This is a genomic window from Saccharothrix lopnurensis (assembly GCF_042658445.1).
Taxonomy (GTDB): domain Bacteria; phylum Actinomycetota; class Actinomycetes; order Mycobacteriales; family Pseudonocardiaceae; genus Actinosynnema; species Actinosynnema lopnurensis.
On sequence record NZ_JBHSQO010000004.1, the window covers coordinates 232906 to 257553 of the forward strand.

Below are 24648 nucleotides of genomic sequence, written 5' to 3' on the forward strand. Positions count from 1 at the left end.
CGCTCCTCAGCGCTCGTCGTGGCGGGCCGGCAGCGCGCGCAGGGCGGCCACCTCGCGGGCCGGTGCCCCGCGCCCGGCGGCGGCGATGGCCACCCACGTGCGCGGGCGCTTGCCCTCGTACCCCTTCTCCGCCTCCGGCAGCCCGGCGTCCTCCAGCACGCTGATGTGCCGGGACAGGTTGCCCGCGGTCAGCTCCAGGGTGGTCCCGAGGTACCCGAACTCCACCCGCTCGGCCTCGCTCGCGATGGTGAGGAGGCCCAGCCGGTGGCGCCGGTGCACCACGTCGTCCAGCGCGGCGGTGGGGTGTTCGCTCACCGGCGCAGCCTGCTGAGCGCCGGCGCGACCAGTCCGCCGACGGGCGCGACGCGGCCGGGGAGCAGGACGTCCTTCGCACCGCCCCCGGCGCCGGCAGGCCGATCGCGGTCAGCGGCAGCCGGTGCCCGCGCCTGGCGATCCCGGTCCGCCGCCGGAGCCGGTCCGGCTCGTCCGGCAGTCCCGCGGTGTTCGGCGCCGTCGTCGGACGCCCAAGACCGGTGTGTTCGGCAATCAGGTTCGCATTGCACACCGGTCCGGCGCGACGGGCGGTCCGGGTCGAGCCACCCCGGGATCGACGTCCACCGGCCGGCGGGTGACCATGTCCGGACCACGCGGCCCCGGGACGAGGAGACGACGGTTGGACGAGCGCGACTACCTGGAGCACGACGGGCTGGCGCTGGGCGGGCTGGTCGCCGCGGGCGAGGTGACCGCCGCGGAGCTGCTCGCGGCCGCCCGGAGCCGGGCGCGGGCGGTGAACCCGCGGCTCAACGCCATCTGCACCTGGCTCGACGACCACGCCGACGAGCGCGCCGCCCAGGAGTTGACCGGTCCCTTCGCCGGCGTCCCGTTCCTGCTCAAGGACCTCCACCAGGACCTGGCGGGCACCCCGACCTCCGACGGGAACCGCGCCCTCGCCGGGCGGGTGGCCACGCGCACGAGCACCGTGGTGCGGCGCTGGCTCGACGCCGGCGTGGTCGTCTTCGGGAAGACGAACACCCCGGAGTTCGGCTCCAAGGGCGTCACCGAGCCGGAGCTGTTCGGCCCGGCGCGCAACCCGTGGGACCCGGACCGCACCCCGGGCGGCTCGTCCGGCGGGGCGGCGGCGGCCGTCGCCGCGGGGATCGTCCCGGTGGCCGCGGCGAGCGACGGCGGCGGGTCCATCCGCATCCCGGCGGCGTGCACCGGGCTGGTCGGGCTCAAACCCGGCCGGGGGTTGGTGCCGCACGGGCCGGCGGAGAGCGAACCGCTCAACGGCCTGGCCACCCACGGCGTCGTCTCCCGCACCGTCCGCGACACCGCGGCCATGCTCGACGTGCTCGCCGGGCCCGAGGCGGTGAGCCCCTACGCGCCGTACGCGCCGGACCGCTCGTTCCTCGACCGCCTCGACGAGGCGCCGGGACCGCTGCGCATCGGCTTCACCACCCGCTGCGCCCTGCGCGAGCACCCCCACCCCGAGGCCGTCCGCGCGGTCGAGCACGCCGCCGGGCTGCTCACCGGGCTGGGGCACCACGTCGAGGAGGTGGACCCGCCCCACGACGACCGGCAGCTGGGCCGGGACTTCCTGGTCGTCTGGTTCGTGCACCAGGCGATCGAGGTGGCCCGGATCAAGCGGCTGACCGGCGCCGGCGACGGCGGCTTCGAGCAGGACACCCTGCTCATGGCCGCGCTCGGCCGCGCCCTCGGCGCGGTGGAGCTCCAGGCGGCCCAGGAGCGCCGCCGCGACCACATCGGCGCCGTGGCGGCCTTCCACGAGCGCTACGACCTGCTGCTGACCCCCACCCTGGGCGAACCCCCGATCTGGGTCGGCTCCCTGGCCACGCCGGCCCCGCTGCGGGCGCTGGCCGCGGGCCTGCTGCGCACCCGGGCGACCGGCGTGCTCCGGCACGTCGGCATGGTGGACCAGGTCGTCGAGCGCAACCTGCGGTGGGTGCCGTACACGCAGTTGGCCAACGTCACCGGCCGCCCGGCGATCAGCCTGCCGCTGCACCGCACCCCCGACGGGCTGCCCCTGGGCGTGCAGTTCCTCGCCCGGCTGCGCGGCGAGGAGCTGCTGCTGCGGCTCGCCCGGCAGCTCGAACTCGCGGCGCCGTGGCCGGGGCGCCCCGACTAGGCTGCGGAGGGTGGACGACAACCACGTGGTGGTCCTGACCACCGCCGGCAGCGCCGAGGCGGCCGACGCCCTGGCGCGGGCGGTGGTGGAGGCGCGCCTGGCCGCGTGCGCCCAGGTCGGCGGCCCGGTCCGGAGCGTCTACCGGTGGGACGGCGCGCTCCAGGAGGACCGGGAGTGGCAGCTGTGGATCAAGACCGCCTACGACCGGGTCGACGAGCTGACCGAGTTCATCAAGACCCGCCACGACTACGACGTGCCCGAGGTGGTGGCGCTGCCGGTGCTCGGCGGCAACACCGACTACCTGGCCTGGGTCACCGAGCAGACCCGCGAGGGGTGACGGCCCGCGCCCCGGTGGTGGGACCCGCCGCCGGGACGGCGACCCGCGCCGCCGCCGGGGGCCCCCGGCCGCCGCCAGAGACCCGGCCGCCGCTACAGGCCCAACCGCCGCCGCAGCAGGGTGGCCGTGTGCACGGGCTCCGCGTCGGTCCCGTGCCGCACCTGGGTGCGGCAGCTGAAGCCGTCCGCCACCACCGGCGTGCCCGGGTCCGCCGACCGCACCGCCGGGAACAGCGTCAACCCGCCCACCGCCATCGACACGTCGTGGTGGCCGCGCTCGAAGCCGAAGTTGCCCGCCAGGCCGCAGCAGCCCTCCAGCACCGACGCCTCCACCCCCGCCCGGTCCAGCAGCTCCCGGTCCGCGTCCAGCCCCACCTCGGCGTACTGGTGGCAGTGCGGCTGCACCACCGCCCGACCCGCCACCGGCTGCCGCTCCAGCAGCGGCGCGACGTGCTCGGCGAACGTCCGGACCGACCCGGCCAGCCGCGCCACGTCCGGGTCGTCGCCCGCCAGCTCCAGCGCGTCCGCGCGCAGGAACGCCGTGCAGCTCGGCTCCAGCCCGACCACCGGCACGCCCGCCCGCGTCCACGGCCGCAGCACCCGCGCGGTCCGCCGCAGCACCCGCCGCGCCACGCCCAGCTGGCCGGTGGAGAACCAGGTCAGCCCGCAGCAGACGGCCGGGCGGGGCGCCTCCACCGCGTGGCCGGTGTGCCGCAGCACGGCCGCCGCGTCGAAGCCGACGCCCGGTTCGAAGTGGTTGGTGAACGTGTCCGGGAACAGCAGCACCCGCTCGCCGTCCCCCGAGGGGGTGAACCGCGACTGGAACGAGCGCACCGGCACGGGCAGCGGCCGTTCCGGGGCGACCCCGCCGAACCGGGCGAACCGGGCGGAGACCCGGTTCACCAGGCCCAGCCGCAGCCACAGCGGCAGCCAGCCCATCGAGTAGTGCGCCGCGGGCCGCACCCGCCGCCGGTAGTGGTGGTGCAGGAACTCCGCCTTGTAGGCGGCCATGTCCACGTCCACCGGGCAGTCCCGCTTGCACCCCTTGCACCCCAGGCACAGGTCCAGCGCGTCGCGGACCTCCGCCGACCGCCACCCGTCGCGCACCACCTGCCCGCCCAGCAGCTCGAACAGCAGCCGCGCCCGGCCGCGGGTGGAGTGCTCCTCCTCCCGCGTCACCCGGTAGCTCGGGCACATCACCCCGCCGCGCGTGTTCAGGCACTTGCCCACGCCCACGCACCGCCGCGACGCCGCCGCCAGGTCGCCGCCGTCGGCGCGCAGCGCCAGCTCCGCGCGGGTCGGGATGACCGGGGGCGCGACCACCACGCGCAGGTCGTCGTCCAGCCGGGCCGGGTCGACGATCCGACCGGGGTTCATCAGCCCGCGCGGGTCGAAGGCCGCCTTGAACCGCCGGAACGCCTCGATGGCCGCCGGCGGGTACATCCGGGGCAGCAGCTCCGACCGGGCCTGCCCGTCGCCGTGCTCGCCGGACAGCGACCCGCCGTGCGCCACCACCAGGTCGGCCGCGTCCTCCAGGAACGACCGGTGCCCGCGCGCCAGGTCGAAGTCGATCCGCACGTGCAGGCAGCCCTCGCCGTAGTGGCCGTAGGTGACGCCGCGCCTGCCGTGCCGGCCCAGCAGCGCGTCGAAGTCCCGCAGGTAGGCGCCCAGCCGCTCGGGCGGCACGGCCGCGTCCTCCCAGCCAGACCACGCCTCGCCGCCGTCGGCCATCCGGGTGGCCAGCCCGGCGCCGTCCTCCCGCACCCGCCACAGCGCGCGCTGCCGCGCCGGGTCGGTCACCACCGCCGAGTGCGGCGCGAGCGCGGCGGCCCGGTGCGCCACCGCCTCGTCGGCGGTCTCCACGAACAGCCAGCTCCGCCCGCGCGGCAGCAGCCGGCGCGCCTCCCCGGCCGCCCGCGCCAGCGCCGCGTCCAGGCCCTCGACGGTCAGCACGTCCAGCTCGCGCAGGCCCGGCGCGAGGTCGGCGGCGTCGTACGGGCCGTCGAACCCGAGCACCGCCAGCACCCGCCGCTCCGGCGCCCGGACCAGCTCCACCACCGCGCCCAGCACGGTCGCGCAGGTGCCCTCCGTGCCGACCAGCGCCCTGGTCAGGTCCGGCAGCGCGTCGAGCCGGTAGCCCGATACGCGCCGGTCCAGCGCCGGGAACCAGGTCGGGTCCACCTCGGGCAGGTCCAGCGGCGGTGGGGTGCGGGTGTCGAACCGCCGCCCGTCGGCCAGCAGCACGTCGAGCGCCCGCACGTTGTCGCTGGTCTTGCCCCAGGCCACCGAGTGCGCGCCGCACGCGTCGTTGCCGATCATCCCGCCGAGCGTGCAGCGCGAGCGCGTCGACGGGTCAGGGCCGAACACCAGGCCGTGCGGCCGGACGGCGTCGTCGAGGCGGTCCAGCACCACCCCCGGCTGCACCACGGCCAGCCGCTCGACCGGGTCGACCGAGATCACCCGGTCGAGGTGGCGGGAGAAGTCGAGCACCAGGCCCTCGCCCGCGGCGTTGCCCGCCACGGAGGTGCCCGCGCCCCGGTTGGTGACCGGCACGCCGTGCTCGGCCGCCACGCCCACCGCCGCCACCGCCGCGTCCACCGAACGGGGGCGCACCACGACCAGCGGCACGTGGCGGTAGTTCGAGGCGTCGGTGGAGTACAGCGCGCGGCTCGCGGCGTCGGCGAGCACGTCGCCGTCCACCTCGGCCCGCAGGCGTTCGACGAAACCGGTCACGGGGCGAATTGTGATCCACCGCTGGCCGGTGGTGGCGTACCCCCGGGTAGCAGATAGCCTCGCGGCGCATCAACCAGCAGCGATGGGAGCAAGCGTGTCGAGGTCCGTACTGGTCACCGGCGGCAACCGGGGCATCGGCCTGGCGATCGCCAGGGCGTTCGCCGCCCAGGGCGACAAGGTCGCGGTGACCCACCGCGGCTCCGGCGCGCCCGAGGGCCTGCTCGGCGTCAAGTGCGACGTGACCTCCGCCGACGAGGTGGACGCCGCGTTCGCCGAGGTGGAGGCCGCGCACGGACCGGTCGAGGTGGTCGTGGCCAACGCCGGCATCACCGACGACACCCTGCTGCTGCGGATGAGCGACGAGCAGTTCACCCGCGTGCTCGACGCCAACCTCACCGGCGCGTTCCGGGTGGCCAAGCGCGCGTCCAGGGGGATGCTGCGCAAGCGCTACGGCCGGATCGTGTTCATCTCCTCGGTGGTCGGCCAGATGGGCGGCGCGGGCCAGGTCAACTACGCGGCCAGCAAGGCGGGCATGGTCGGCGTGGCCCGCTCGATCGCCCGCGAGCTGGGCTCCCGCAACATCACCGCGAACGTCGTCGCGCCCGGGTTCGTCACCACGGACATGACCGACGCCCTGCCCGACGACCGCAAGCAGCAGATCCTCGCCCAGGTGCCCGCGGGCCGGTACGGCACGACCGAGGAGATCGCGGCCGCCGTCACCTTCCTCGCCTCCGACGCCGCCGCCTACATCACCGGCGCGGTGCTGCCGGTCGACGGCGGTCTCGGCATGGGCCACTGAGCGCCCGGCGCCCCCAGTCTTCCCCCAGCACAACACTCTTTTCGGAGGAACAACCCGTGACGGGACTGCTCGAAGGCAAGCGGCTGCTGGTCACCGGGGTGATCACGGACGCGTCGATCGCCTTCCACGTGGCCAGGGCCGCCCAGGAGCAGGGCGCCCAGGTCGTGCTCACCGGCTTCGGCCGGATGAGCCTCGTGGAGCGGATCGCCAAGCGCCTGCCGGAGGCCGCGCCGGTGGTCGAGCTGGACGTGCAGGACCAGGGGCACCTCGACTCCCTGGCCGACCGGGTCCGCGAGCACGTGGACGGCCTCGACGGCGTGGTGCACGCCATCGGCTACGCCCCGCCGTCGTGCCTGGGCGCGCCCTTCATGGACGCGCCGTGGGAGGACGTGGCGACCGCCATGCACGTCTCGGCGTACTCGTACAAGGCCCTGGCGCAGGCCACCCTGCCGCTGCTGGACCGCGGCTCGTCGATCGTCGGCCTCGACTTCGACGCCCGCCAGGCGTGGCCCGCCTACAACTGGATGGGCGCGGCCAAGGCGGCGTTCGAGTCGATCAACCGCTACCTCGCGCGCGACCTCGGCCCGCGGGGCATCAGGGTCAACCTGGTCTCGGCCGGCCCGGTGCGGACCATGGCCGCGAAGTCGATCCCCGGTTTCGCCGACCTGGAGTCCATGTGGGCCGAGAAGGCCCCGCTCGGCTGGGACGTGAACGACCCCACCCCGGTCGCGAAGTCGGTGTGCGGCCTGCTGTCCGACTGGTTCCCGGCCACCACCGGCTCCATGGTGTTCGTCGACGGCGGCGTGCACTTCCTGGGCCTGTAAGGCGGTTCACCCGGCCGGGTCGGCGTGCGGATGCTCACGCCGACCCGGTCGTGCGGCCGCGGGTGGTCGGCGCGAGGATGTCCCGGTGAGTTACGACGCGCTGCTCTGGCTGTCCTTCGGCGGACCGGAAGGACCCGGGGACGTCCGCCCCTTCCTGGAGAACGTGACCCGCGGCCGCGGGGTCCCACCCGAGCGGTTGGACGAGGTCGAGCAGCACTACCAGCACTTCGGCGGCGTGTCGCCGATCAACGCGCTCAACCGTTCGGCCATCGGGCGCGTGCGCGCGCTGGTGGACCTGCCGGTGTACTTCGGCAACCGCAACTGGCACCCGATGGTCGAGGACACCCTGGCCGAGATGAAGGCCGCCGGCGTCCGGCGCGCGCTGGTCTTCCCGACCAGCGCCTACGGCGGCTACTCCGCGTGCCGCCAGTACGACGAGGACATCCTGCGGGCCCGCGCCGCCGTCGAGGACGCGCCCGAGCTGGTCAAGATCCGCCAGTTCTTCGACCACCCGCTGTTCGTGGCGTCCTTCGCGGACTCGGTGCGCGCCGCCGCGGCCGGCTTCGGCGACGACTACCGCCTGGTGTTCACCGCCCACTCGGTGCCGGTGTCGGCGGACCGGGCCGCCGGGCCGCCGGAGGAGGGCGGGCACCGCTACTCCCGCCAGGTGGCGGAGGCGTCGCGGCTGGTCGCCGAGGCGGTCGGGGTGACCGGGTACGACGTGGTGTGGCAGTCCCGCTCCGGGCCGCCGGAGGTCCCGTGGCTGGAGCCCGACGTCGTCGACCACGTCGAGGCGCTGGGCGCCGAGGGCGTGGCCAACGTGGTGGTGTGCCCGATCGGGTTCGTCAGCGACCACCTGGAGGTCGTGTGGGACCTCGACACCGAGGCCCGCGACCGCGCGGCCGAGCTGGGCCTGGGCTTCGCCCGCGCGGCGACCCCGAACGAGGACCCGCGCTTCGCGGAGCTGGTGGCCGAGCTGGTGGCCGAGCACCTGGCGGGCGCGCCCGCGCGCAAGCTGTCGGACTTCCCGGCGGCCGGCTGCACGGTCGACGGCGCCCCGTGCGCCCCGCTGTGCTGCGAGCCCGCGAAGCGGCCCCGGCGGTGACGGTCGACTTCGGCTGGTCGCCCCGACCGGCCGACTGGAGCGACGCCCTGCGGACCTCCGTGCCGCTCTACCGCCGAGCGCCGTGGTTCGCCGCGGCGCTCGGCGTGCTGGGCGTGGTCGTGCTGGTGCTGGGCATGACGTGGGCGGGCGTGTTCGGGCTGGTCCTGGCCGTGGTGATCGGTGGGCTGGTGCCGGTGGGGGCCGCGGTGAACTTCCACAACCACCCGCTCGCGGCCAAGGCGGTGACCGGCACCGCGGACGACCACTCGCTGCGGATGTCGGTCGGCGAGGCCGCGCGCAGCGAGCTGCGCTGGGCCGAGCTGCCCGGCTGGGCGGAGACCGCGCGGGGCTTCGTGCTGCGGACCGGGACGGCCGCGGTCTACGCCGTGCCGCACCGCGCGTTCGCCGACGACGACGCGGTGGCGAGGTTCCGCTCCCTGCTGGTGGCGCACGTGGGCCCGGCGGCCTGATCCGGCGCGCTCCCCGCGTACCCTCGTCCAGCGTGTCTACTGCGAGTGCGACGTTGGTCGTCTGGACGTCAGCCTGGCTGCACGGCGCCGCCGCGGCGGACGACGTGCTGGACGCCCTGGGCGCCTGGGCCGGGCTGCACGAGGTGGTCGCCGACGACGACGGCACCGCGACCGCGCTCGACCTGCCGGGTCCCGAGGAGGCCCCGGTGGGCCCCGCGCTGCTGCTGGCGTCGCTGCGCCGCGCCGCCACGACCACCGCGCGGCTGGTGCTGCCGGTGCCGGGCGACGTGCGCGGGCTGGGCGGGCACGGGCCGCTGGGCAAGTGCGCGCTGCGGGCCGGCCAGGCCGTGGTGCTGCCGGAGGTCGGCGTGGGCCTGGTGCCCCGGCTGGTGGCCGACGGCGTGCTGCGGTGGACGGTGTTCGACCTGCCCGTCCCGGCCGTGTTCGAGCACGTGCCGATCGGGGAGGCCGAGCACGGGCTGGCGTCGGCGATGCGCGAGGCGGCCACCGCGCTGGTGACCCTGGACGTGGCCCGGTACCGGCCCAACGCGCGCGCCGAGATCGCCGCGCTGGCCGCCGAGCAGCAGGGGCTGTCCTGGCCCACGGGCACGCCGCCGAGGTCCCTGCGCGTGCTCCAGCGCGCCGCCGAGGTCGCCGCGATCCTGGCGGTGGCGGGCTCGGACGCGCCGGGCGGCGCGGTGTCGGCGACCGCGACGCGGGCGCGGGACGAGGCGCTGCGGCCGCTGGGCGACGCGGTGCGGCGCGCCCGGCTCGCGGCCGTGGACGAGGCGGTCCGGGTGCTTTCGGACCAGGGCGCCGGCCGCCATTAGTCGGCGCGGTCGTCGAATGTTCGACAAGATCCTTTTCCGGGCGCGGCATTTCTGAAGCGGTTCAGTTCACGGATGCGCACGAAATGTTTTTGTTCTGCCGGCTCCCGGAACGCCCGGTGCAGTCGGCCGAACAGGTGAAGTCGAGAGGACCGTTTGCTCCCGAAAGGGCCGGCGAAGCTCTTGCGCAAGGAAGTCGCACAGCCGATGCATCCGGAAAAAACCGCTGGTCACAGGCTTCGCGCAGGCTACGCGTACGGGTATAGGGCCGGATTATCTCCAGGTCAACCCCTCGTCAACAGGACATGTCATGCGTTACCGTTCGTCTGGGAGCGCTCCCAGTCAGTAGTCCCCCCGGTCTCGCGTCGAATCCCGGGGGTGGCGGATGCGCTGGGAGCGCTCCCAGATGGCGATTTGCTCGCAAGGAGGCGATGCATGAGTCTGCGCACGTTCGTACGCTCCCGCAAGGTTGCGGGCGCGTTGGCGGTTACCTCGGTGGCGGCCCTGTCCGCGGCCGGGGTGGTGGCGAGCACCGCCACCGCCAACGCGGCGCCCGGTTGCCGGGCGGCGTATTCGATCACGAACCAGTGGCCCGGCGGATTCGGCGCCAGCGTCACGGTCACCAACCTCGGGGACGCGATCTCCGGCGGGTGGACCCTTGAGTGGGACTTCGCCGCCGGCCAGACGGTCCAGCAGGGTTGGAACGGCCAGTTCTCGCAGTCCGGGACCAAGGTGACGGTCCGGAACTCGTCGTGGAGCCCGACCCTCGGCACCGGCCAGACGGTCACCCCCGGCTTCAACGGGTCGTGGAACGGCTCTAACCCGGCGCCCACGCAGTTCCGCCTCAACGGGACGGTGTGCACGGGTTCGGTCGGCCCCACCACGACGACCACGACGACGACCACCACCACGACGACCACGACGACCACGACGACCACGAGTGGGCAGAACCCGAACCCGGGTGCCCGCGTGGACAACCCGTACGTGGGCGCCGGCGTGTACGTCAACCCGCAGTGGTCCACCCGGGCGGCCGCCGAGACGGGTGGCTCGCGCATCGCGAACCAGCCGACCGGTGTGTGGCTCGACCGGACCAGCGCCATCGAGGGCAACGACTCGCCCACGACCGGCTCGATGGGTCTGGCGGACCACCTGGACGAGGCGGAGAAGCAGCGCGCCGCCCGCTCGGACGGTCAGCTGGTCTTCCAGTTCGTCGTCTACAACCTGCCCGGCCGCGACTGCGCCGCGCTGGCGTCGAACGGTGAGCTGAAGGCCGACGAGATCGGCAAGTACAAGACCGACTACATCGACAAGATCGCGGCGATCGTGGCGGACCCGAAGTACGCCAAGCTGCGCATCGTGTCGGTCATCGAGATCGACTCCCTGCCGAACCTGGTCACCAACGTCTCGCCGCGCGCGACGGCCACGCCCAACTGCGACGTGATGAAGGCCAACGGCAACTACCAGGAGGGCGTGTCCTACGCCATCGGCAAGCTCGGCGCCGTCGGCAACGTCTACAACTACATCGACTCCGGCCACCACGGCTGGATCGGGTGGGGCGACACGGTCGCCGAGTACGACAACTTCTACGCCTCGGCGAAGATGTTCGCGTCGGTGCTGGGCAAGAACGGCGCCACCAAGGACAAGGTCCACGGCTTCATCACCAACACGGCGAACTACTCCGCGCTGGAGGAGCCGTACTGGACGGTCGACGACCTCGTCGGCGGCCGCCCGGTGAAGGAGAACGCCAAGTGGGTCGACTGGAACGACTTCAACGGTGAGCTGGGCTTCGCCACGGCGATGCGCACCGAGCTGGTCAAGCAGGGCTTCGACAGCGGCATCGGCATGCTGATCGACACCTCGCGCAACGGCTGGGGCGGCGCCAACCGGCCCACCGGCAAGTCGACCGCGACCAACGCGGACGACTACGTCAACCAGTCGCGCATCGACCGGCGCGCCCAGAAGGGCAACTGGTGCAACCAGGCCGGTGCCGGTCTCGGCGAGCGCCCGAAGGCCGCGCCGAAGCCGAACATCGACGCCTACGTCTGGATCAAGCCGCCGGGTGAGTCCGACGGTTCGAGCAAGGCGATCCCGAACGACGAGGGCAAGGGCTTCGACCGCATGTGCGACCCCACCTACGGTGGCAACCCGCGCAACGGCAACAACCCCTCGGGCGCCCTGGCGGACGCCCCGGTGTCGGGCCACTGGTTCTCGGCCCAGTTCCAGGAGCTCATGCGCAACGCGTACCCCGCGCTGTGACCTGAGGTCCCGCTGCACGACTGAAAATCGCTGAACGACCCGCGGGCGGTGTCCTCTCCGGACACCGCCCGCGGGCGTATTCCGCTTGCCGGCCCGCCTGGCGTCGTGCCCGTGGACGTCGAGGAGATCACCGCGCGCCTGTCCCTCCGCTTCGGACCGGAGGTGGCCGGGTGGGCGGCGGCGGTGCCGGACCGGGTGGCCGACCTGGCGCGCCGGTGGGACTTGGCCCCCGCCGGCGGGCCCCTGTCCCAGGGCGCGTCGTCCGTCGTCGCGCGGTTCCCGGCCGGCGGCGTGCTGGTGGTGCTCAAGCTGAGCCCCGACGAGCCGTTCCTGGCCGGGCAGGCGGCGGTGCTGCGGCTGTTCGGGCCGTCCGGGCGGGTGCCGGCGGTGCTCGCCGAGGAGGCGGGCGCGGTGCTGATGGCGGCGGTGCGGCCCGGCACCGAGGTGGCCGACCTGCCCGAGCCGCCCACCGCGCCGGAGTGGGCGGACCTGGTCGGGCCCCTGCACGCCGTCGCGCCGCCGCCGGGCGCGCTCGACCTCGCGGACCGCTGCGCGGAGTTCTTCACCCGGATCGGCCGCCGGGTGACCGCGTCCACGCCCGTCACCCCGGGGATGTGGGAGCGGGCGCGGGGGCGCTGCGGCGCCCTGCTGGCCGGCGGCCCGCGCGTCCTGCTGCACGGCGACCTGCACACCGGCAACGCGCTGGTGGGCCCGCGCGGCCTGGTGGCCATCGACCCGAGGCCGTGCGTGGGCGACCCGTGCTTCGACGTGGTGGACCTCGCCCTGGACGCCGCCGGGCGCGGGGGCGTGGCGGACCGGTCGGCGCGGCTGGCCGGCGCGTGCGGCCTGGACCCCGACCGCCTGCTGGGGTGGTGCCGGACCCTGGCGCCGGTCATCGCGCTGTCGCGCCTCGACGACCGGCCGGCGCTGGACGAACTGCGCACCCTGGCGGCCTAGCGCCTCGCCGGCCCCGGTGGTGACCACGCGTGACCGGGAATTCACCACTGAGCGCAGGACAACCGCCCGTGCGTGAACGTCCGTTGGTGCGTCAATGGACCCCATGCGCCGACGCCTGCTCGTCCTGGCCGCCCTGGTCCTCCTCGCCCCGACCGCGCGGGCCGCGGAGCCCGCGCGGGTCGCGTACGACCCGGTGGTCCACATCGAGAGCGCGGGCAGGCACGGCCTGAAGCTCTCCACGACCGAGGCGGGCATCGTGTCGCCGCGCCCCGGGACCGGCGGGCCGAGCCGGCAGTGGCGGATCTACCACATGGCGCCCGGCACGCGCGTCGCCGTGGTCAGCATGGCGGTCTCCGGCTGCCTGACGGCCGTCGCGCCGCAGGACGTGCGCATGGTGGGGGTGTGCGAGGGCGCGCCGAACCAGGTCTGGACCGAGCACCGCCTGCTGGACGACTCCGCCACGTCCTTCGCGTTGGAGAACACCGGTCACCCGGGCCAGTGCCTGACGGGGGCGCGCCCCTTCGCCCGGGTCGAGCTGACCGCCTGCGACAGCGGCCGCGGCGACCAGTTCTGGATCGCCGTGCTCGCGGGCAACCCCTGAGGGTCCGGCGGGGTCGGGCACCGCGCCGGTCCGGGCCGGGCCGCTCGTGCCGGGGCGAACCGCACCGCGTCGGGCGAGCCGCGTCGGGCGAGCCGCGTCGGGCGAGCCGCGTCGGGCGAGCCGCGTCGGGCGAGCCGCGTCGGGCCACTCGCGTCGGGCGAGCCGCGTCGGGCCACTCGCGTCGGGCCACTCGCGTCGGGCCACTCGCGTCGGGCGGGCCGGGCCACCTGGTGCGGGCCGGGCGAGCCGGGCGAGCCGCGCCGGGCCCCCGCGCACCGCGCCGGCCCTTACATCGGCTCCCGCATCATCGGCCGGCAGTTCTCGCACAGCTCACGACCCGGCCTGACCAGGAACATGTCCTTGCCGCACCGCCGGCACACCGGCCAGGCCCGCGAACCGGCCCGACCACCGGCACCGGCACCACCGGCACCGGCACCGGCACCGGTCGGCGCGCCCGGCGCGGTGTCGGGCAGGTAGGCGCCCAGGCCGTCGGTCAGCTGCTGGTAGTGGGCCAGGCCGAAGCGCGGCACCACGTAGATCCACCGCTCGGGCGTCTGGAGCGGCACCGCCTCGCCGGCCGGCACCATCTCGGCCACGTCGTCGACCGTGACACCCCGCCACGGCCGCAGCAGGGGGTGGTACCCGCCGCACGGGCGGCGCCTGCGGTCGAAGCAGCGGGGGAAGTTCTCGGTCGTGCAGCGGGCGGCGTGCACCAGGCGCAGGCCGGTCGCGGTCGCGGCGCGCCGGGGCGGCAGGTCGTCCCACGAGATGCGGTTGCAGCCGACCGACGGGATGCGGTGGAACCACTTCGGGGTCCGGTCGGAGTCGGAGAACCACAGCGGCAGCCAGCCCGCGCGGTGCGCCCCGCTCGTGTTCAGCGCCGCCGCCCGCGCGGTGACGTCGGCGCGCCGCAGCTCGACGCCGGTCCGGACCGGGCCGTGGATGGCCACGTCCAGCACCGTGCCGGTGCCCGTGCCGATCCCGGTGTCCGACCGGTACCCGGCGTCCTGGGCGGCGCGGTGCCAGTACTCCTTCTGCCGCTTGTGCTCGTCGCTCTCCAGGGCGACGAGGTGCTCGCCACCCTCCAGGTGCACCGCGTAGTACCGCCCGTGCCGGAACTCGACGTGCAGCTCGTCCCGCTCGGCGTCGTCGGGCTCCAGGCAGATCAGGACCCGGTCACCCGGGTCGACCCGGCCGGCCAGGGACCGGATCAGGGCGTGGTCGGCGTCGGACAGGCTCGACAGGTCCAGCACCCGGTCCTCGGGCTGGTAGAGGGCATGCGCAGTCATGGGCAACCTCGCACTTCGTCGGCCTCGTGGGCCTGCTCCCGATGGTAGGCGCGGGGTACGACAAACCCGGGTCCGGAACTTCGGCCGAACGCCCCTGAGCACGCTTGTTCGTCGAGAGCGGAACCACCGGCGGGGCCCGCCCGCGCCCGCCGCGGGTGGAGTTGCTCCATGTCGACCGATCGCCCGGGTGCACGTAGCTTCGTGGGGTGACCCCTGACCTTCCCACCACCGCCGGCGCACTCCGGGCGGCAGGCCACCTGCCGCGCGGGGTGAAGGCCGAGATCCGGGACAACCTGCTGGCCGCCCTGCGCGAGGGCCGCGACCCGTGGCCCGGCATCGTGGGGTTCGACCGCACCGTGCTGCCCCAGTTGGAGCGCGCCCTCCTCGCGGGCCACGACGTGGTCCTGCTGGGCGAGCGCGGCCAGGGCAAGACCCGCCTGCTGCGCACCCTCGTCGGCCTGCTCGACGAGTGGACCCCGGTCATCGGGGGCGCCGAGCTGAACGAGCACCCGCTCGCGCCCATCACCCCGGAATCCCGCCGCCGCGCCGCCGAGCTGGGCGACGACCTGCCCGTGGCCTGGAAGCACCGCGACGAGCGCTTCGCCGAGAAGCTCGCCACCCCGGACACCAGCGTCGGCGACCTCGTCGGCGACGTCGACCCCGTCAAGGTCGCCCAGGGCCGCAGCCTCGGCGACCCCGAGACCATCCACTACGGCCTGCTGCCCCGCTCCCACCGCGGCGTCATCGCCGTCAACGAGCTGCCCGACCTGGCCGAGCGCATCCAGGTGGCGCTGCTCAACGTGATGGAGGAGCGCGACATCCAGATCCGCGGCTACGCGCTGCGGCTCCCGCTGGACGTGCTGCTGGTGGCCACCGCCAACCCCGAGGACTACACCAACCGCGGCCGGATCATCACCCCGCTCAAGGACCGGTTCGGCGCGGAGGTCCGCACCCACTACCCGCTGGAGATCGCCGCCGAGGTCGACCTGGTCCGCCAGGAGGCCGACCTGGTCGCGGAGGTCGGGGACCACCTGCTCCAGGTCATCGCCCGGTTCGTGCGGCACCTGCGCGAGTCGTCCTCGATCGACCAGCGCTCGGGCGTCTCGGCCCGGTTCGCGGTGGCGGCGGCGGAGACGATCGCGGCGGGCGCGCTGCGGCGCAGCGCCCTGACCGGGGAGAACCCGCCCATCGCCCGGCCGGTCGACCTGGAGGCGGTGCCCGCCGTGCTGCGCGGCAAGCTGGAGTTCGAGGCCGGCGAGGAGGGCCGCGAGCACGAGGTGCTGACCCACCTGCTGCGCCGGTCCGTGGCGGACACGGCCCGTGCCGCGTTCGCGGGCCTGGACCTGCGGCCGCTGGCCGCGCTGGTCTCCGACGGCCACCCGGTGGCCACCGGCGAGCGCGTGCCGGCGGGCGACCTGCTGGCCGCGCTGCCCGAGCTGCCCGTGCTGCACGAGGTGGCCGCGCGGGTCGGCGCGGGCCCCAAGGACCCGGCCGGCCGCATCGCCTCGGGCGTCGAGCTGGCGCTGGAGTCGCTCTACCTCACCCGACAGCTGTCCAAGGACGGCGACGACGACCGCACGGTGTACGGATGAGAGCGGTGACCCGATGAGCACCTACCGGTACGGCCGCTACGTCGACGGGCCCGACCCGCTGGCCCCGCCGGTCGACCTGCGCGCGGCGGTGGACGAGCTGGGCCGGGAGGTCATGGAGGGCTCCTCGCCGGAGTCGGCGCTGCGCGAGCTGCTGCGCCGCGGCCTGCCGGGCGCGCGCGGCCTGGACGACCTGACCGCCCGGCTGTGGCGCAAGCGCGCCGCGCTGACCCGCCGCCACCGGCTGGACGGCACGCTCCAGGAGGTCCGGCGCCTGCTCGACGAGGCGCTGACGGCCGAGCGGGCGGCGCTGTTCCCCGACCCGGACGACGAGGCGCGGTTCCGCGAGGCCCGGCTCGACGCGCTGCCCCGGTCCACCGCGGCGGCGGTGGGCGAGCTGGCCGAGTACGACTGGCGCTCGCCCGAGGCCCGCGAGTCCTACGAGCGGATTCGTGACCTGCTCGGCCGCGAGCTGGTGGAGCAGCGGTTCCAGGGCGTCAAGCAGGCCGTGGAGAACGTCGGGGCGCGGGACGTCGAGCGGATCCGGGACATGCTCGCCGACCTCAACGCCCTGCTGGCCGCGCACGCGCGGGGCGAGGACACCCGGGAGTCGTTCGACCGGTTCATGCGCGAGCACGGCGAGTTCTTCCCGGAGGACCCGCGCACGGTGGACGAGCTGGTCGACGCGCTGGCCGCCCGGTCGGCCGCCGCCCAGCGGATGATGAACTCGATGAGCGAGCAGCAGCGCCGGGAGCTGGCGCAGCTGTCCCAGCAGGCGTTCGGCGACTCCGCCGTGGGCGCGCAGCTGTCCCAGTTGGACTCGCTGCTGCGCGGCCTGCGGCCCGGGGAGGACTGGGACGGCTCGGCGCGGTTCCGCGGCGACAACCCCCTGGGCCTGGGCGAGGGCGCGCGGGCGATGGCCGACCTGGCGGAGATGGACGAGCTGGCCGAGCAGCTGGCCCAGTCCTACCCCGGCGCCCGGCTGGAGGACGTCGACGCCGACGCGCTGGCCCGCCAACTCGGCGCGGAGGCGGGCGTGGACGCCCGGCGGCTGGCCGAGCTGGAACGCGAGCTGCGGTCCCAGAACCTGCTCGAACGCGCCCCCGACGGCTCCCTGCGGCTCACCCCGAAGGCGCTGCGGCAACTGGGCGAGACCGCGCTGCGCGGCGTGGTCGACGGCGTGCGGGCGCAGGGGCAGCGGGACAGCCCGTCCGCCGGCGCGGCCGGCGAGCTGATCGGCTCGACCCGGCCGTGGCGGTTCGGCGACACCGAGCCCTGGCACGTGCCGCGCACGATCACCAACGCGGTGCTGAGGTCGGCTGGCGGCCCGCTGGCCCTGGACGTGGCGGACGTCGAGGTCAGCGAGACCGAGCAGCGGTCGCGGGCGGCGGTGGCGCTGTGCGTGGACACGTCCTGGTCGATGGTGCAGGACGGGCGGTGGGTGCCGATGAAGCGCACCGCCCTGGCCCTGCACCACCTGGTGCGCACCCGGTTCCGCACCGACGCGCTGGAGCTGATCACGTTCGGCCGGCACGCCGAGACCGTGGACATCGGGGAGCTGACCGCGCTGGAGGGCGTGTGGGAGCAGGGCACCAACCTGCACCACGCGCTGCTGCTGGCGGGCCGGCACGTGCGGCGGCACCCCGACGCGCAGCCGGTGGTGCTGGTGGTGACCGACGGCGAGCCGACCGCGCACCTGGAGCCGACCGGCGAGGCCGAGTTCCACTACCCGCCGCTGGAGCGGACCCTGGGCAAGACGCTGGTCGAGGTGGACGGCCTGGCCCGGCTGGGCGCGTCGATCACGGTGTTCCGCCTCGGCGACGACCCCCGGCTGACCGCGTTCGTGGACACCCTGGCCCGCCGTTCCGGCGGTCGCGTGGTGGCCCCGGACGAGGACGGGCTGGGCGCGGCGGTGGTGAGCGACTACCTGCGGTCGCGCAAGCGGCGCTGACGGGCGGACCACCACGGCCGCCCGGGTCGCGGATCGGGTCGCCGGCGCGGCGGATCGCCAGGGCGGCGGCGCTGCGGGGCTGCGGGGCTGCGGGGTGGCAGGGCGGCAGGGCGGCGGGGCGGCAGGGCGGCGGGGCGGCAGGGCGGCGGGGCCGGATGATCCCGGTCACGCCGCCTCCCCGTCCCGCCGACGGGGGGCGGGACGGGTGTTCCCCGGGTCGCCGGGGCCGGCGACCCGCCCCGGCGACGCGCGGTCACCGGTCGGTCACCGTCCCGAGGAGCGGACGCGCCGGCGCCCCGGCGGACGCGAGCTAGGGTCGGTGACATGCAGACCTGGTCATCCACCCCCGTCCCGCGGGTAGCGGGCGAGCCGCGCCCGCTGCGGCTGTTCGACACCGCCACCGGTGAGGTGCGCCCGACCGCGCCCGGCGCCACCGCCGGGCTGTACGTCTGCGGCATCACCCCCTACGACGCCACCCACCTCGGGCACGCGGCGACCTACCTGGCGTTCGACCTGGTCCACCGGGTGTGGCTGGACAACGGGCACGACGTGCACTACGTGCAGAACGTCACCGACGTCGACGACCCGCTGCTGGAGCGGGCGGCGCGCGACCAGGACGACTGGGTGGTCCTGGCCATGCGGGAGACCGCGCTGTTCCGGGAGGACATGGAGGCGCTGCGGGTCCTGCCGCCGCGCGAGTACGTCGGCGCGGTCGAGGCGATCCCGGAGATCGTCGAGGCGATCGGCAAGCTCCTGGCGTCGGGCGCCGCGTACCAGGTGGACGACCCCGAGCACCCGGACGTGTACTTCGACCACGGCGCGACCGGCCGGTTCGGCTACGAGTCGAACTACGACGCCGAGACGATGGTCCGCCTGTTCGCCGAGCGCGGCGGCGACCCCGACCGGCCAGGCAAGCGCCACCCGCTGGACGCGCTGCTGTGGCGCGCGGCCCGGGAGGGCGAGCCGTCGTGGTCCTCGGAGCTGGGCGAGGGGCGGCCGGGGTGGCACATCGAGTGCAGCGCCATCGCGCTCAACCGCCTGGGCGCCTCGTTCGACGTCCAGGGCGGCGGCTCGGACCTGATCTTCCCGCACCACGAGTTCAGCGCCGCGCACGCCGAGTCGCTGACCGGGTCGCACCCGTTCGCGCGGCACTACGTGCACGCGGGCATGATCGGCCTGGACGGCGAGAAGATGTCCAAGTCGCGCGGCAACCTGGTCTTCGTGTCCAAACTGCGGGCCGAGCGGGTGGACCCGAACGCGGTGCGCCTGGCCCTGCTGTCCGGCCACTACCGCGACGACCGGCCGTGGACCGACGGGCTGCTGTCGGCCGCCGAGGAGCGCCTGGCGCGCTGGCGGCGGGCGGCGGCGCTGCCGACGGGTCCGGGCGCGGCGCCGACCGCGGCCCGGCTGCGCGACCACCTGGGCGACGACCTGGACACGCCGAGGGCGCTGGCGGCGGTGGACGCGTGGGCCGACGAGGCGCTGTCGGTCGGCGGGTCGGACGCCACCGGGCCGACGCTGTTCCGGGCGGCGGTGGACTCGCTGCTCGGGGTGGAGCTGTAGGTGAGGCGCCGCTCCCCGGACCTCGACGCGCGAGGTCCGGGGAGCGGCGGTCACCGGAGCGGGATCACACGTCCAGGGTCCAGCTGTTGAGCGTGCCCGTGTCGAAGGACGCCGCGTCGCGCACCCGGAGCTGCCAGGTGCCCGCCGCGGTCTCCGACGACGCGTTCACGGTGTATGAGCGGTTGATGTTGTCCGCGCTGCCGCCGGAGCGGTTGTGGAGGTTGTAGACCGAGCCGTCGGGGGCGACGAGGTCCACGACGAGGTCACCGATGTAGGTGTGGGTGATGTCCACCTGCACCGTGGTGGTGGCCGACGCGCTGCCCGCGCAGGTCAGGGCGATCGGGCTGCTGACCGTGGCGTTGTCGCCGATGGCCACGTCGGTGCCGTTGGTCGCCGGGGCGCAGCCGCCGCCGGTGGTGGTGACCGCCCACGTGAACGCGGTGCTGCCGGTCCGCCCCGCCGAGTCCGTCGCGGTGACCGTCACCGAGTACGAGCCCGCGGTGGTGGGCGTGCCGCTGATCAGGCCGGACGCGCTGATCGACAGGCCGGGCGGCAGGCCGGTGGCCGAGAAGGTGTACGGCGCGGCGCCGCCGGTCGCGGTCAGCTGGAGGCTCACCGGGGTGCCGACGGTGGTCGACTGGTTGCCGGGGTTGGTCACCGCCGGGCCGCCGGGCGTGGCGCTGCCGGTGAACAGCAGCTTGTTCGCCGAGCCCGTGCCGGGGCTGCTGATCTTGTCCGAGGTGGCGGCGGCGACGATGGCCGCGTTCACCGCGGGCGGCGCGGCCGTCGGGTTGGCCGCCAGGTACAGCGCCACCGCGCCCGCCACGTGCGGCGAGGCCATGGACGTGCCGCTGATGGTGTTGGTGGCGGTGTCGTTGGTGTGCCAGGCCGAGGTGATGTTCTGGCCGGGCGCGAACAGGTCGGTGCAGGTGCCGAAGTTGGAGAACGAGGCGCGGGCGTCGGTGTTGGTCGACGCGTTCACGCTCAGCGCCTCGGCGACGCGGGCCGGCGAGTAGTTGCAGGCGTTGGCGTTGGAGTTGCCCGACGCCACCGCGTAGGTGATGCCCGCGGCGATGGAGTTGCGCACCGCGGTGTCCAGGGCGGTGTCCACGCCGCCGCCGAGCGACATGTTGGCCACGGCGGGCTTGACCGCGTTCTGGGTCACCCAGTTGACGCCGTTGACCACGCCCGCGGTGGTGCCGGAGCCGGCGCAGTTGAGCACCTTCACCGCGACCAGGCGGACCTCCTTGGCCACGCCGTGGGCGGTGCCGCCGACCGTGCCGGCGACGTGGGTGCCGTGGCCGTTGCAGTCGGTGTTGTTGGTGTCGACGGTGTTGGTGCCCCAGGTGGCCCGGCCGCCGAAGTCCGAGTGCGTGGTGCGGATGCCGGTGTCGATGATGTACGCCCGCACGGTGCTCGCGGTGGTGGCGTAGTTGTAGGCGCTGTCCAGCGGCAGGTCGCGCTGGTCGATGCGGTCCAGGCCCCAGGACGGCGGGTTCGGCTGGACCGCGTCCAGCTTCACCGGCAGGTCGGCCTGCACGAACGCCACCCGCGGGTCGGCGGCCAGGCGCCGGGCCTGCGGCGCGGACAGGGTGGCGTGGAAGCCGTTCAGGGCGTGCTGCCACGACGTCCGGACGGCGCCGCCGTACTTGCCGACCAGCGAGGACGCGGTCGAGGCTGACGCGGTCCGCGGCGAGGCGGAGTCGTTGAGGACGACGACGTAGGAACCGGGGACGGCGTCGGCGCGGTCCGCGCCGAGCACGGTGCCCTCGGCGGCGGCCACGCCGGTGCTCACGAAGGCCAGTGCGGCGGCCGTCGCGGTGGCCAGGCCCAGTGCGGCTAATCTTCGGGCGGTGCGGTTGTCTCCCATGACGGGATCTCCCTAGAGCAGGGCTGCTCGACCGCCCCGGCCTCGGGCCGGTCGGTCGGGCGTGCAGGGATGGGGGACGTTCGCGAACGGCGGTGCGACCTGGTCACCATGCATCGTCGGGGCGAATCGGGCGCGCGCAGTAGGGCCGATAGTCGTGAATGCGCGCCCGTGGCGATCAAGGACCGAAGGTCTCGTCCCGGTACGTCCGCCAGTGCTCCAGCAGGGTGGGCAGCTCGCCCTGGATGAACTGGAAGAAGGCGCGCATCTCGGCGATGCGCCGCCCGGCGGAGCTGTCCGGGCCGAGCACCTCGACGCCCTCCTTGAGCGGGACCTCCCAGCGGCGGAACATCTCGTCGCGGCGGAACAGCGCCTCGTACCAGACGTCGTCGAACACCCGGTAGACGTCGCGCCGGGTGCCGGTCTCGCGCTCGCGGCTGACCAGCCGCACCTGGGTGAGGTAGCGGACCGCGCCGGAGATCGCCGCGGGGGAGACGCGCAGCAGGTCGGCGAGCTCGGCGGCGGTCAGGCTGCCGGAGTCGGTGGCGAGCAGCGCGACGAAGACCCGCGCGGGCATCCGCGGGACGCCGGCCTCCACGAACACCGAGGAAAAGCGCTCGATGAAGCGCAACACCGCCTGGTCGTCACGCTCGTCCACCTCTGTCACGGTCGCATCATCTCCCAACACCCGAGCGCTTGGAAGTTCCTGCGCTTCCTTAACTTCACGACTTTGTGAAAAGACTGTAGCGTCCGGTCATGACATCTGCGATATCCGTGTCGGGCCTGGTCAAGACCTTCGGCCCGACGCGCGCGCTGGACGGTCTGGACCTGACCGTCCGGCAGGGGGAGGTGCACGGCTTCCTCGGCCCGAACGGTGCGGGCAAGTCGACCGCGATCCGGGTGCTGCTCGGCCTGCTGCGCGCCGACGCGGGCGCGGTGTCGCTGCTGGGCGGCGACCCGTGGCGGGACACCGCCGCGCTGCACCGCAGGCTCGCCTACGTGCCCGGCGACGTGAGCCTGTGGCCGAACCTGACCGGCGGCGAGGTCATCGACCTGCTGGGCCGGCTGCGCGGCGGGCTGGACGAGCGCCGCCGCGCCGAGCTGCTGGAGCGCTTCGAGCTGGACCCGCGCAAGAAGGGCCGCACCTACTCCAAGGGCAACCGGCAGAAGGTGGCCCTGGTCGCGGCGCTGGCGTCGGACGTGGAGCTGCTGATCCTCGACGAGCCGACCTCCGGGCTGGACCCGTTGATGGAGGCCGTGTTCCGGGAGTGCGTGGAGGAGCTGCGCGGCGAGCGGACCGTGCTGCTGTCGAGCCACGTGCTGGCCGAGGTCGAGGTGCTGTGCGACCGGGTCAGCATCATCCGCAACGGCCGGGCGGTGGAGACCGGCACGCTGGCCGAGCTGCGGCACCTGACCCGCACCGCCGTGTCCGCCGAGCTGGCCGGGGAGCCGGCGGGGCTGGCGGACCTGCCCGGTGTGCACGACCTGGTCGTGGACGGGCGGCGGGTGCGGTTCGAGGTGGACGGCGAGCACCTCGACGGCGCGCTGCGCTGCCTGGTCGGGGCCGGGGTGCGCGCGCTGACCAGCCGGCCGCCGACGCTGGAGGAGCTGTTCCTGCGGCACTACGAGGACGTGCGGCCGAGGGGTGCCGGGGCATCGGGTTCGGCGCCGACGGGTTCGGGCCGGTCGGGTCGGGTGTCGTCGTGACCGGTCTGGGCGCGCTGGTCCGCCTGGCGCTGCGCCGCGACCGGCTGCTGCTGCTCGCCTGGGTCGTCGGCCTGGTCGGCGTCACCGCGGTCACCGCCTCCGCCCTGCACGAGCTGTACGGCACGGTCGAGTCGCGCGGGCAGCTCGCCGCGACCGCCGGCGCGAACCCCGCGTTCCTGGCGATGCTCGGCCCGCTGCACGACGCCTCCACCGTGGGCGGGGTGCTGGCCTGGCGGTGGGGCGTGTTCGCCGCGCTGCTGGTCGGCCTGATGAGCGCGTTCCTGGTCACCCGGCACACGCGGGCCGAGGAGGAGACCGGCAGGCTGGAGCTGATCGGCTCGGCGGTGGTGGGCCGGCACGCGCCGCTCGCGGCCGCCCTCGTCACCGCCGTGGTGGCTAACGCGCTGGTCGGCGTCCTGACCGCCCTGGCGCTGATCGGCCTGGGCGAGGGCGTGGCCGGGTCGCTCGCGTTCGGCGCGGGGCTCGCCGCGGTCGGCCTGGTGTTCGCCGGCGCCGGCGCGGTCGCCGCGCAGCTGCCCGAGGGCGCCCGCACCGCCAACGCCCTGGCCGGCGCCGTCCTGGGCCTGGCCTACCTGCTGCGGGCGGTCGGCGACGCGGCGGGGGAGCACGGGCCGACCTGGCTGACGTGGTGCTCGCCGCTGGGCTGGTTCGAGCAGCTCCGGCCGTTCGCCGGGAACCGGTGGCCGGTGCTGGCGCTGCCGGTGGCGTCGGCCGCCGCGCTGGTGGTGGTCGCGGCCGTGCTGGTGGCCCGGCGCGACCTCGGCGGCGGCCTGGTGCCCACGCGGCCGGGCCCGGCCCGCGCGTCCCGGTCGACGACCGGCGCGTTCGGCCTGGCGTGGCGGTTGCAGCGGGGGGTGCTGCTGGGCTGGGCGCTCGGCCTGCTCGTGCTGGGCGCGGTGTACGGGGCGGTCGCGCGGGGCGTCGAGGAGATGCTGGTGGACAACCCGGCGCTGCGGCAGGTGGTCGACCGGCTGGGCGGCTCCGGCGGGGTGGTGGACGCCTACCTGGCCTCGGTCCTCGGGATCGTCGCCCTGTTCGCCGCCGCCTACGCGGTGCAGGCGACGCTGCGGGCGCGGGCCGAGGAGGTGGAGCTCCGCGCCGAACCGGTGCTGGCCACGCCGGTGAGCCGGGTCGCGTGGCTCGGCGGCCACGTGGCGGTCGCGGTCGCGGGCTCGGTGGTCGTGCTCGCCGCGGCGGGGCTGGGCGCGGGGCTGGTGCACGGCCTGCGCGTGGGCGACGTCGGCGGCCAGGTGGTCCGGCTGGTCGGCGCGGCGCTGGCCCACGTGCCCGCGGTGTGGGTGGTCGCGGGTCTCGCGCTGGCGCTGTTCGCGCTGGTCCCGAAGCTGACCGCGGTGAGCTGGGCGGTGCTGCCCGCGTTCCTGGTGCTCGGCCAGCTCGGGCCGCTGCTGCGCCTCGACCGGTGGGCGATGGACCTCTCGCCGTTCACGCACGTGCCGAGGGTGCCCGGCGCGGAGGTCACCGCGGCCCCGCTGCTGTGGCTGACGCTGGTGGCGGCGGTGCTGGTGGGGGTCGGGCTGGCCGGCTTCCGGCGGCGCGATGTCGGCCAATAACTGAAAGAGTCCTTTCGAAAGTAGTCTTTCAGGTCT

20 protein-coding genes are annotated in these 24648 nt (G+C 75.0%); 15 read left to right on the forward strand and 5 right to left on the reverse strand.

Features of this window, described 5'->3' with window-relative positions; genetic code table 11:
- Window positions 1-6 precede the first annotated feature (6 nt).
- A complete protein-coding gene (locus ACFP3R_RS06260) occupies window positions 7-315 on the reverse strand; it encodes a transcriptional regulator (RefSeq protein WP_380633696.1) in 309 nt (102 codons plus the stop codon).
- Window positions 316-673: 358 nt separating this feature from the next.
- On the opposite strand from ACFP3R_RS06260, the gene ACFP3R_RS06265 reads away from it, so the two are divergent.
- Together ACFP3R_RS06265 and cutA are read left to right on the forward strand one after the other, a co-directional pair.
- Window positions 674-2146: an amidase gene (locus ACFP3R_RS06265; protein ID WP_380633698.1), complete on the forward strand. Its 1473-nt coding sequence runs from the start codon at window positions 674-676 to the stop codon at window positions 2144-2146.
- A gap of 10 nt (window positions 2147-2156) precedes the next feature.
- A complete protein-coding gene (gene cutA, locus ACFP3R_RS06270) occupies window positions 2157-2483 on the forward strand; it encodes a divalent-cation tolerance protein CutA (protein WP_380633700.1) in 327 nt (108 codons plus the stop codon).
- A 92-nt stretch (window positions 2484-2575) separates the two neighbouring features.
- On the opposite strand, the gene ACFP3R_RS06275 is transcribed toward cutA, so the two are convergent.
- Window positions 2576-5224 carry an FAD-binding and (Fe-S)-binding domain-containing protein gene (locus ACFP3R_RS06275; RefSeq protein ID WP_465269984.1) on the reverse strand — a complete coding sequence of 883 codons (2649 nt, stop codon included), beginning with the start codon at window positions 5222-5224 and terminating at the stop codon, window positions 2576-2578.
- An 85-nt stretch (window positions 5225-5309) separates the two neighbouring features.
- On the opposite strand from ACFP3R_RS06275, the gene fabG reads away from it, so the two are divergent.
- From fabG to ACFP3R_RS06315, 8 genes are all read left to right on the forward strand, one after another.
- Complete coding sequence (fabG, locus tag ACFP3R_RS06280) at window positions 5310-6014, forward strand: 3-oxoacyl-[acyl-carrier-protein] reductase (protein WP_380633703.1); 705 nt, start codon at window positions 5310-5312, stop codon at window positions 6012-6014.
- Window positions 6015-6070: 56 nt separating this feature from the next.
- Window positions 6071-6838 (forward strand): enoyl-ACP reductase FabI, encoded by a 768-nt coding sequence (gene fabI / locus ACFP3R_RS06285; RefSeq protein ID WP_380633705.1) that lies wholly within the window; start codon window positions 6071-6073, stop codon window positions 6836-6838.
- An 85-nt stretch (window positions 6839-6923) separates the two neighbouring features.
- On the forward strand, window positions 6924-7943 hold the full coding sequence (locus ACFP3R_RS06290; RefSeq protein WP_380633707.1) for a ferrochelatase: 1020 nt from the start codon (window positions 6924-6926) through the stop codon (window positions 7941-7943).
- The gene (locus ACFP3R_RS06295; RefSeq protein ID WP_380633708.1) at window positions 7940-8413 is read left to right on the forward strand and encodes a YcxB family protein; all 474 of its coding nucleotides are present in this window, start codon (window positions 7940-7942) and stop codon (window positions 8411-8413) included. Before ACFP3R_RS06290 ends, ACFP3R_RS06295 begins: the two co-directional genes overlap by 4 nt.
- Before the next feature lie 32 nt (window positions 8414-8445).
- The gene (locus ACFP3R_RS06300) at window positions 8446-9243 is read left to right on the forward strand and encodes a hypothetical protein (protein WP_380633709.1); all 798 of its coding nucleotides are present in this window, start codon (window positions 8446-8448) and stop codon (window positions 9241-9243) included.
- Between the two features lie 432 nt (window positions 9244-9675).
- The gene (locus ACFP3R_RS06305; protein WP_380633711.1) at window positions 9676-11496 is read left to right on the forward strand and encodes a glycoside hydrolase family 6 protein; all 1821 of its coding nucleotides are present in this window, start codon (window positions 9676-9678) and stop codon (window positions 11494-11496) included.
- A gap of 105 nt (window positions 11497-11601) precedes the next feature.
- Window positions 11602-12453 (forward strand): aminoglycoside phosphotransferase family protein, encoded by an 852-nt coding sequence (locus ACFP3R_RS06310; protein WP_380633713.1) that lies wholly within the window; start codon window positions 11602-11604, stop codon window positions 12451-12453.
- A gap of 94 nt (window positions 12454-12547) precedes the next feature.
- Complete coding sequence (locus ACFP3R_RS06315) at window positions 12548-13054, forward strand: hypothetical protein (protein ID WP_380633715.1); 507 nt, start codon at window positions 12548-12550, stop codon at window positions 13052-13054.
- A 287-nt stretch (window positions 13055-13341) separates the two neighbouring features.
- Here the strand turns inward: ACFP3R_RS06315 and ACFP3R_RS06320 are convergent, their stop codons facing one another.
- Window positions 13342-14343 carry a hypothetical protein gene (locus ACFP3R_RS06320; RefSeq protein ID WP_380633716.1) on the reverse strand — a complete coding sequence of 334 codons (1002 nt, stop codon included), beginning with the start codon at window positions 14341-14343 and terminating at the stop codon, window positions 13342-13344.
- A gap of 206 nt (window positions 14344-14549) precedes the next feature.
- Here ACFP3R_RS06320 and ACFP3R_RS06325 point away from each other — a divergent pair, with 206 nt between their 5' ends.
- The 3 genes from ACFP3R_RS06325 (at window position 14550) to mshC (ending at window position 19446) form a co-directional block, all read left to right on the forward strand.
- Window positions 14550-15935 (forward strand): sigma 54-interacting transcriptional regulator, encoded by a 1386-nt coding sequence (locus ACFP3R_RS06325; RefSeq protein ID WP_380633718.1) that lies wholly within the window; start codon window positions 14550-14552, stop codon window positions 15933-15935.
- A 13-nt stretch (window positions 15936-15948) separates the two neighbouring features.
- On the forward strand, window positions 15949-17883 hold the full coding sequence (locus tag ACFP3R_RS06330) for a vWA domain-containing protein (RefSeq protein ID WP_380633720.1): 1935 nt from the start codon (window positions 15949-15951) through the stop codon (window positions 17881-17883).
- 324 nt (window positions 17884-18207) lie between these two features.
- On the forward strand, window positions 18208-19446 hold the full coding sequence (gene mshC / locus ACFP3R_RS06335; RefSeq protein WP_380633722.1) for a cysteine--1-D-myo-inosityl 2-amino-2-deoxy-alpha-D-glucopyranoside ligase: 1239 nt from the start codon (window positions 18208-18210) through the stop codon (window positions 19444-19446).
- A 64-nt stretch (window positions 19447-19510) separates the two neighbouring features.
- On the opposite strand, the gene ACFP3R_RS06340 is transcribed toward mshC, so the two are convergent.
- Together ACFP3R_RS06340 and ACFP3R_RS06345 are read right to left on the reverse strand one after the other, a co-directional pair.
- Window positions 19511-21316, reverse strand: coding sequence for a S8 family peptidase (locus ACFP3R_RS06340; protein WP_380633724.1), 1806 nt, complete (start codon window positions 21314-21316; stop codon window positions 19511-19513).
- A 175-nt stretch (window positions 21317-21491) separates the two neighbouring features.
- Window positions 21492-21971, reverse strand: coding sequence for a GbsR/MarR family transcriptional regulator (locus ACFP3R_RS06345; protein ID WP_380633726.1), 480 nt, complete (start codon window positions 21969-21971; stop codon window positions 21492-21494).
- Window positions 21972-22069: 98 nt separating this feature from the next.
- Between ACFP3R_RS06345 and ACFP3R_RS06350 the strand changes: the two genes are divergently transcribed.
- Window positions 22070-23020 (forward strand): ABC transporter ATP-binding protein, encoded by a 951-nt coding sequence (locus ACFP3R_RS06350; protein WP_380633728.1) that lies wholly within the window; start codon window positions 22070-22072, stop codon window positions 23018-23020.
- Complete coding sequence (locus tag ACFP3R_RS06355; protein WP_380633730.1) at window positions 23017-24612, forward strand: ABC transporter permease; 1596 nt, start codon at window positions 23017-23019, stop codon at window positions 24610-24612. The genes ACFP3R_RS06350 and ACFP3R_RS06355 overlap by 4 nt, the downstream gene beginning before the upstream one ends.
- Window positions 24613-24648: the final 36 nt, after the last annotated feature.

Coding starts and splice junctions, on each gene's coding strand:
- ACFP3R_RS06305 (WP_380633711.1), top strand. CDS start 9,676: ATGAGTCTGCGCACGTTCGTACGCTCCCGCAAGGTTGCGGGCGCGTTG.
- ACFP3R_RS06315 (WP_380633715.1), top strand. CDS start 12,548: ATGGACCCCATGCGCCGACGCCTGCTCGTCCTGGCCGCCCTGGTCCTC.
- ACFP3R_RS06320 (WP_380633716.1), bottom strand. CDS start 14,343: ATGACTGCGCATGCCCTCTACCAGCCCGAGGACCGGGTGCTGGACCTG.
- ACFP3R_RS06330 (WP_380633720.1), top strand. CDS start 15,949: ATGAGCACCTACCGGTACGGCCGCTACGTCGACGGGCCCGACCCGCTG.
- mshC (WP_380633722.1), top strand. CDS start 18,208: ATGCAGACCTGGTCATCCACCCCCGTCCCGCGGGTAGCGGGCGAGCCG.
- ACFP3R_RS06340 (WP_380633724.1), bottom strand. CDS start 21,316: ATGGGAGACAACCGCACCGCCCGAAGATTAGCCGCACTGGGCCTGGCC.
- ACFP3R_RS06350 (WP_380633728.1), top strand. CDS start 22,070: ATGACATCTGCGATATCCGTGTCGGGCCTGGTCAAGACCTTCGGCCCG.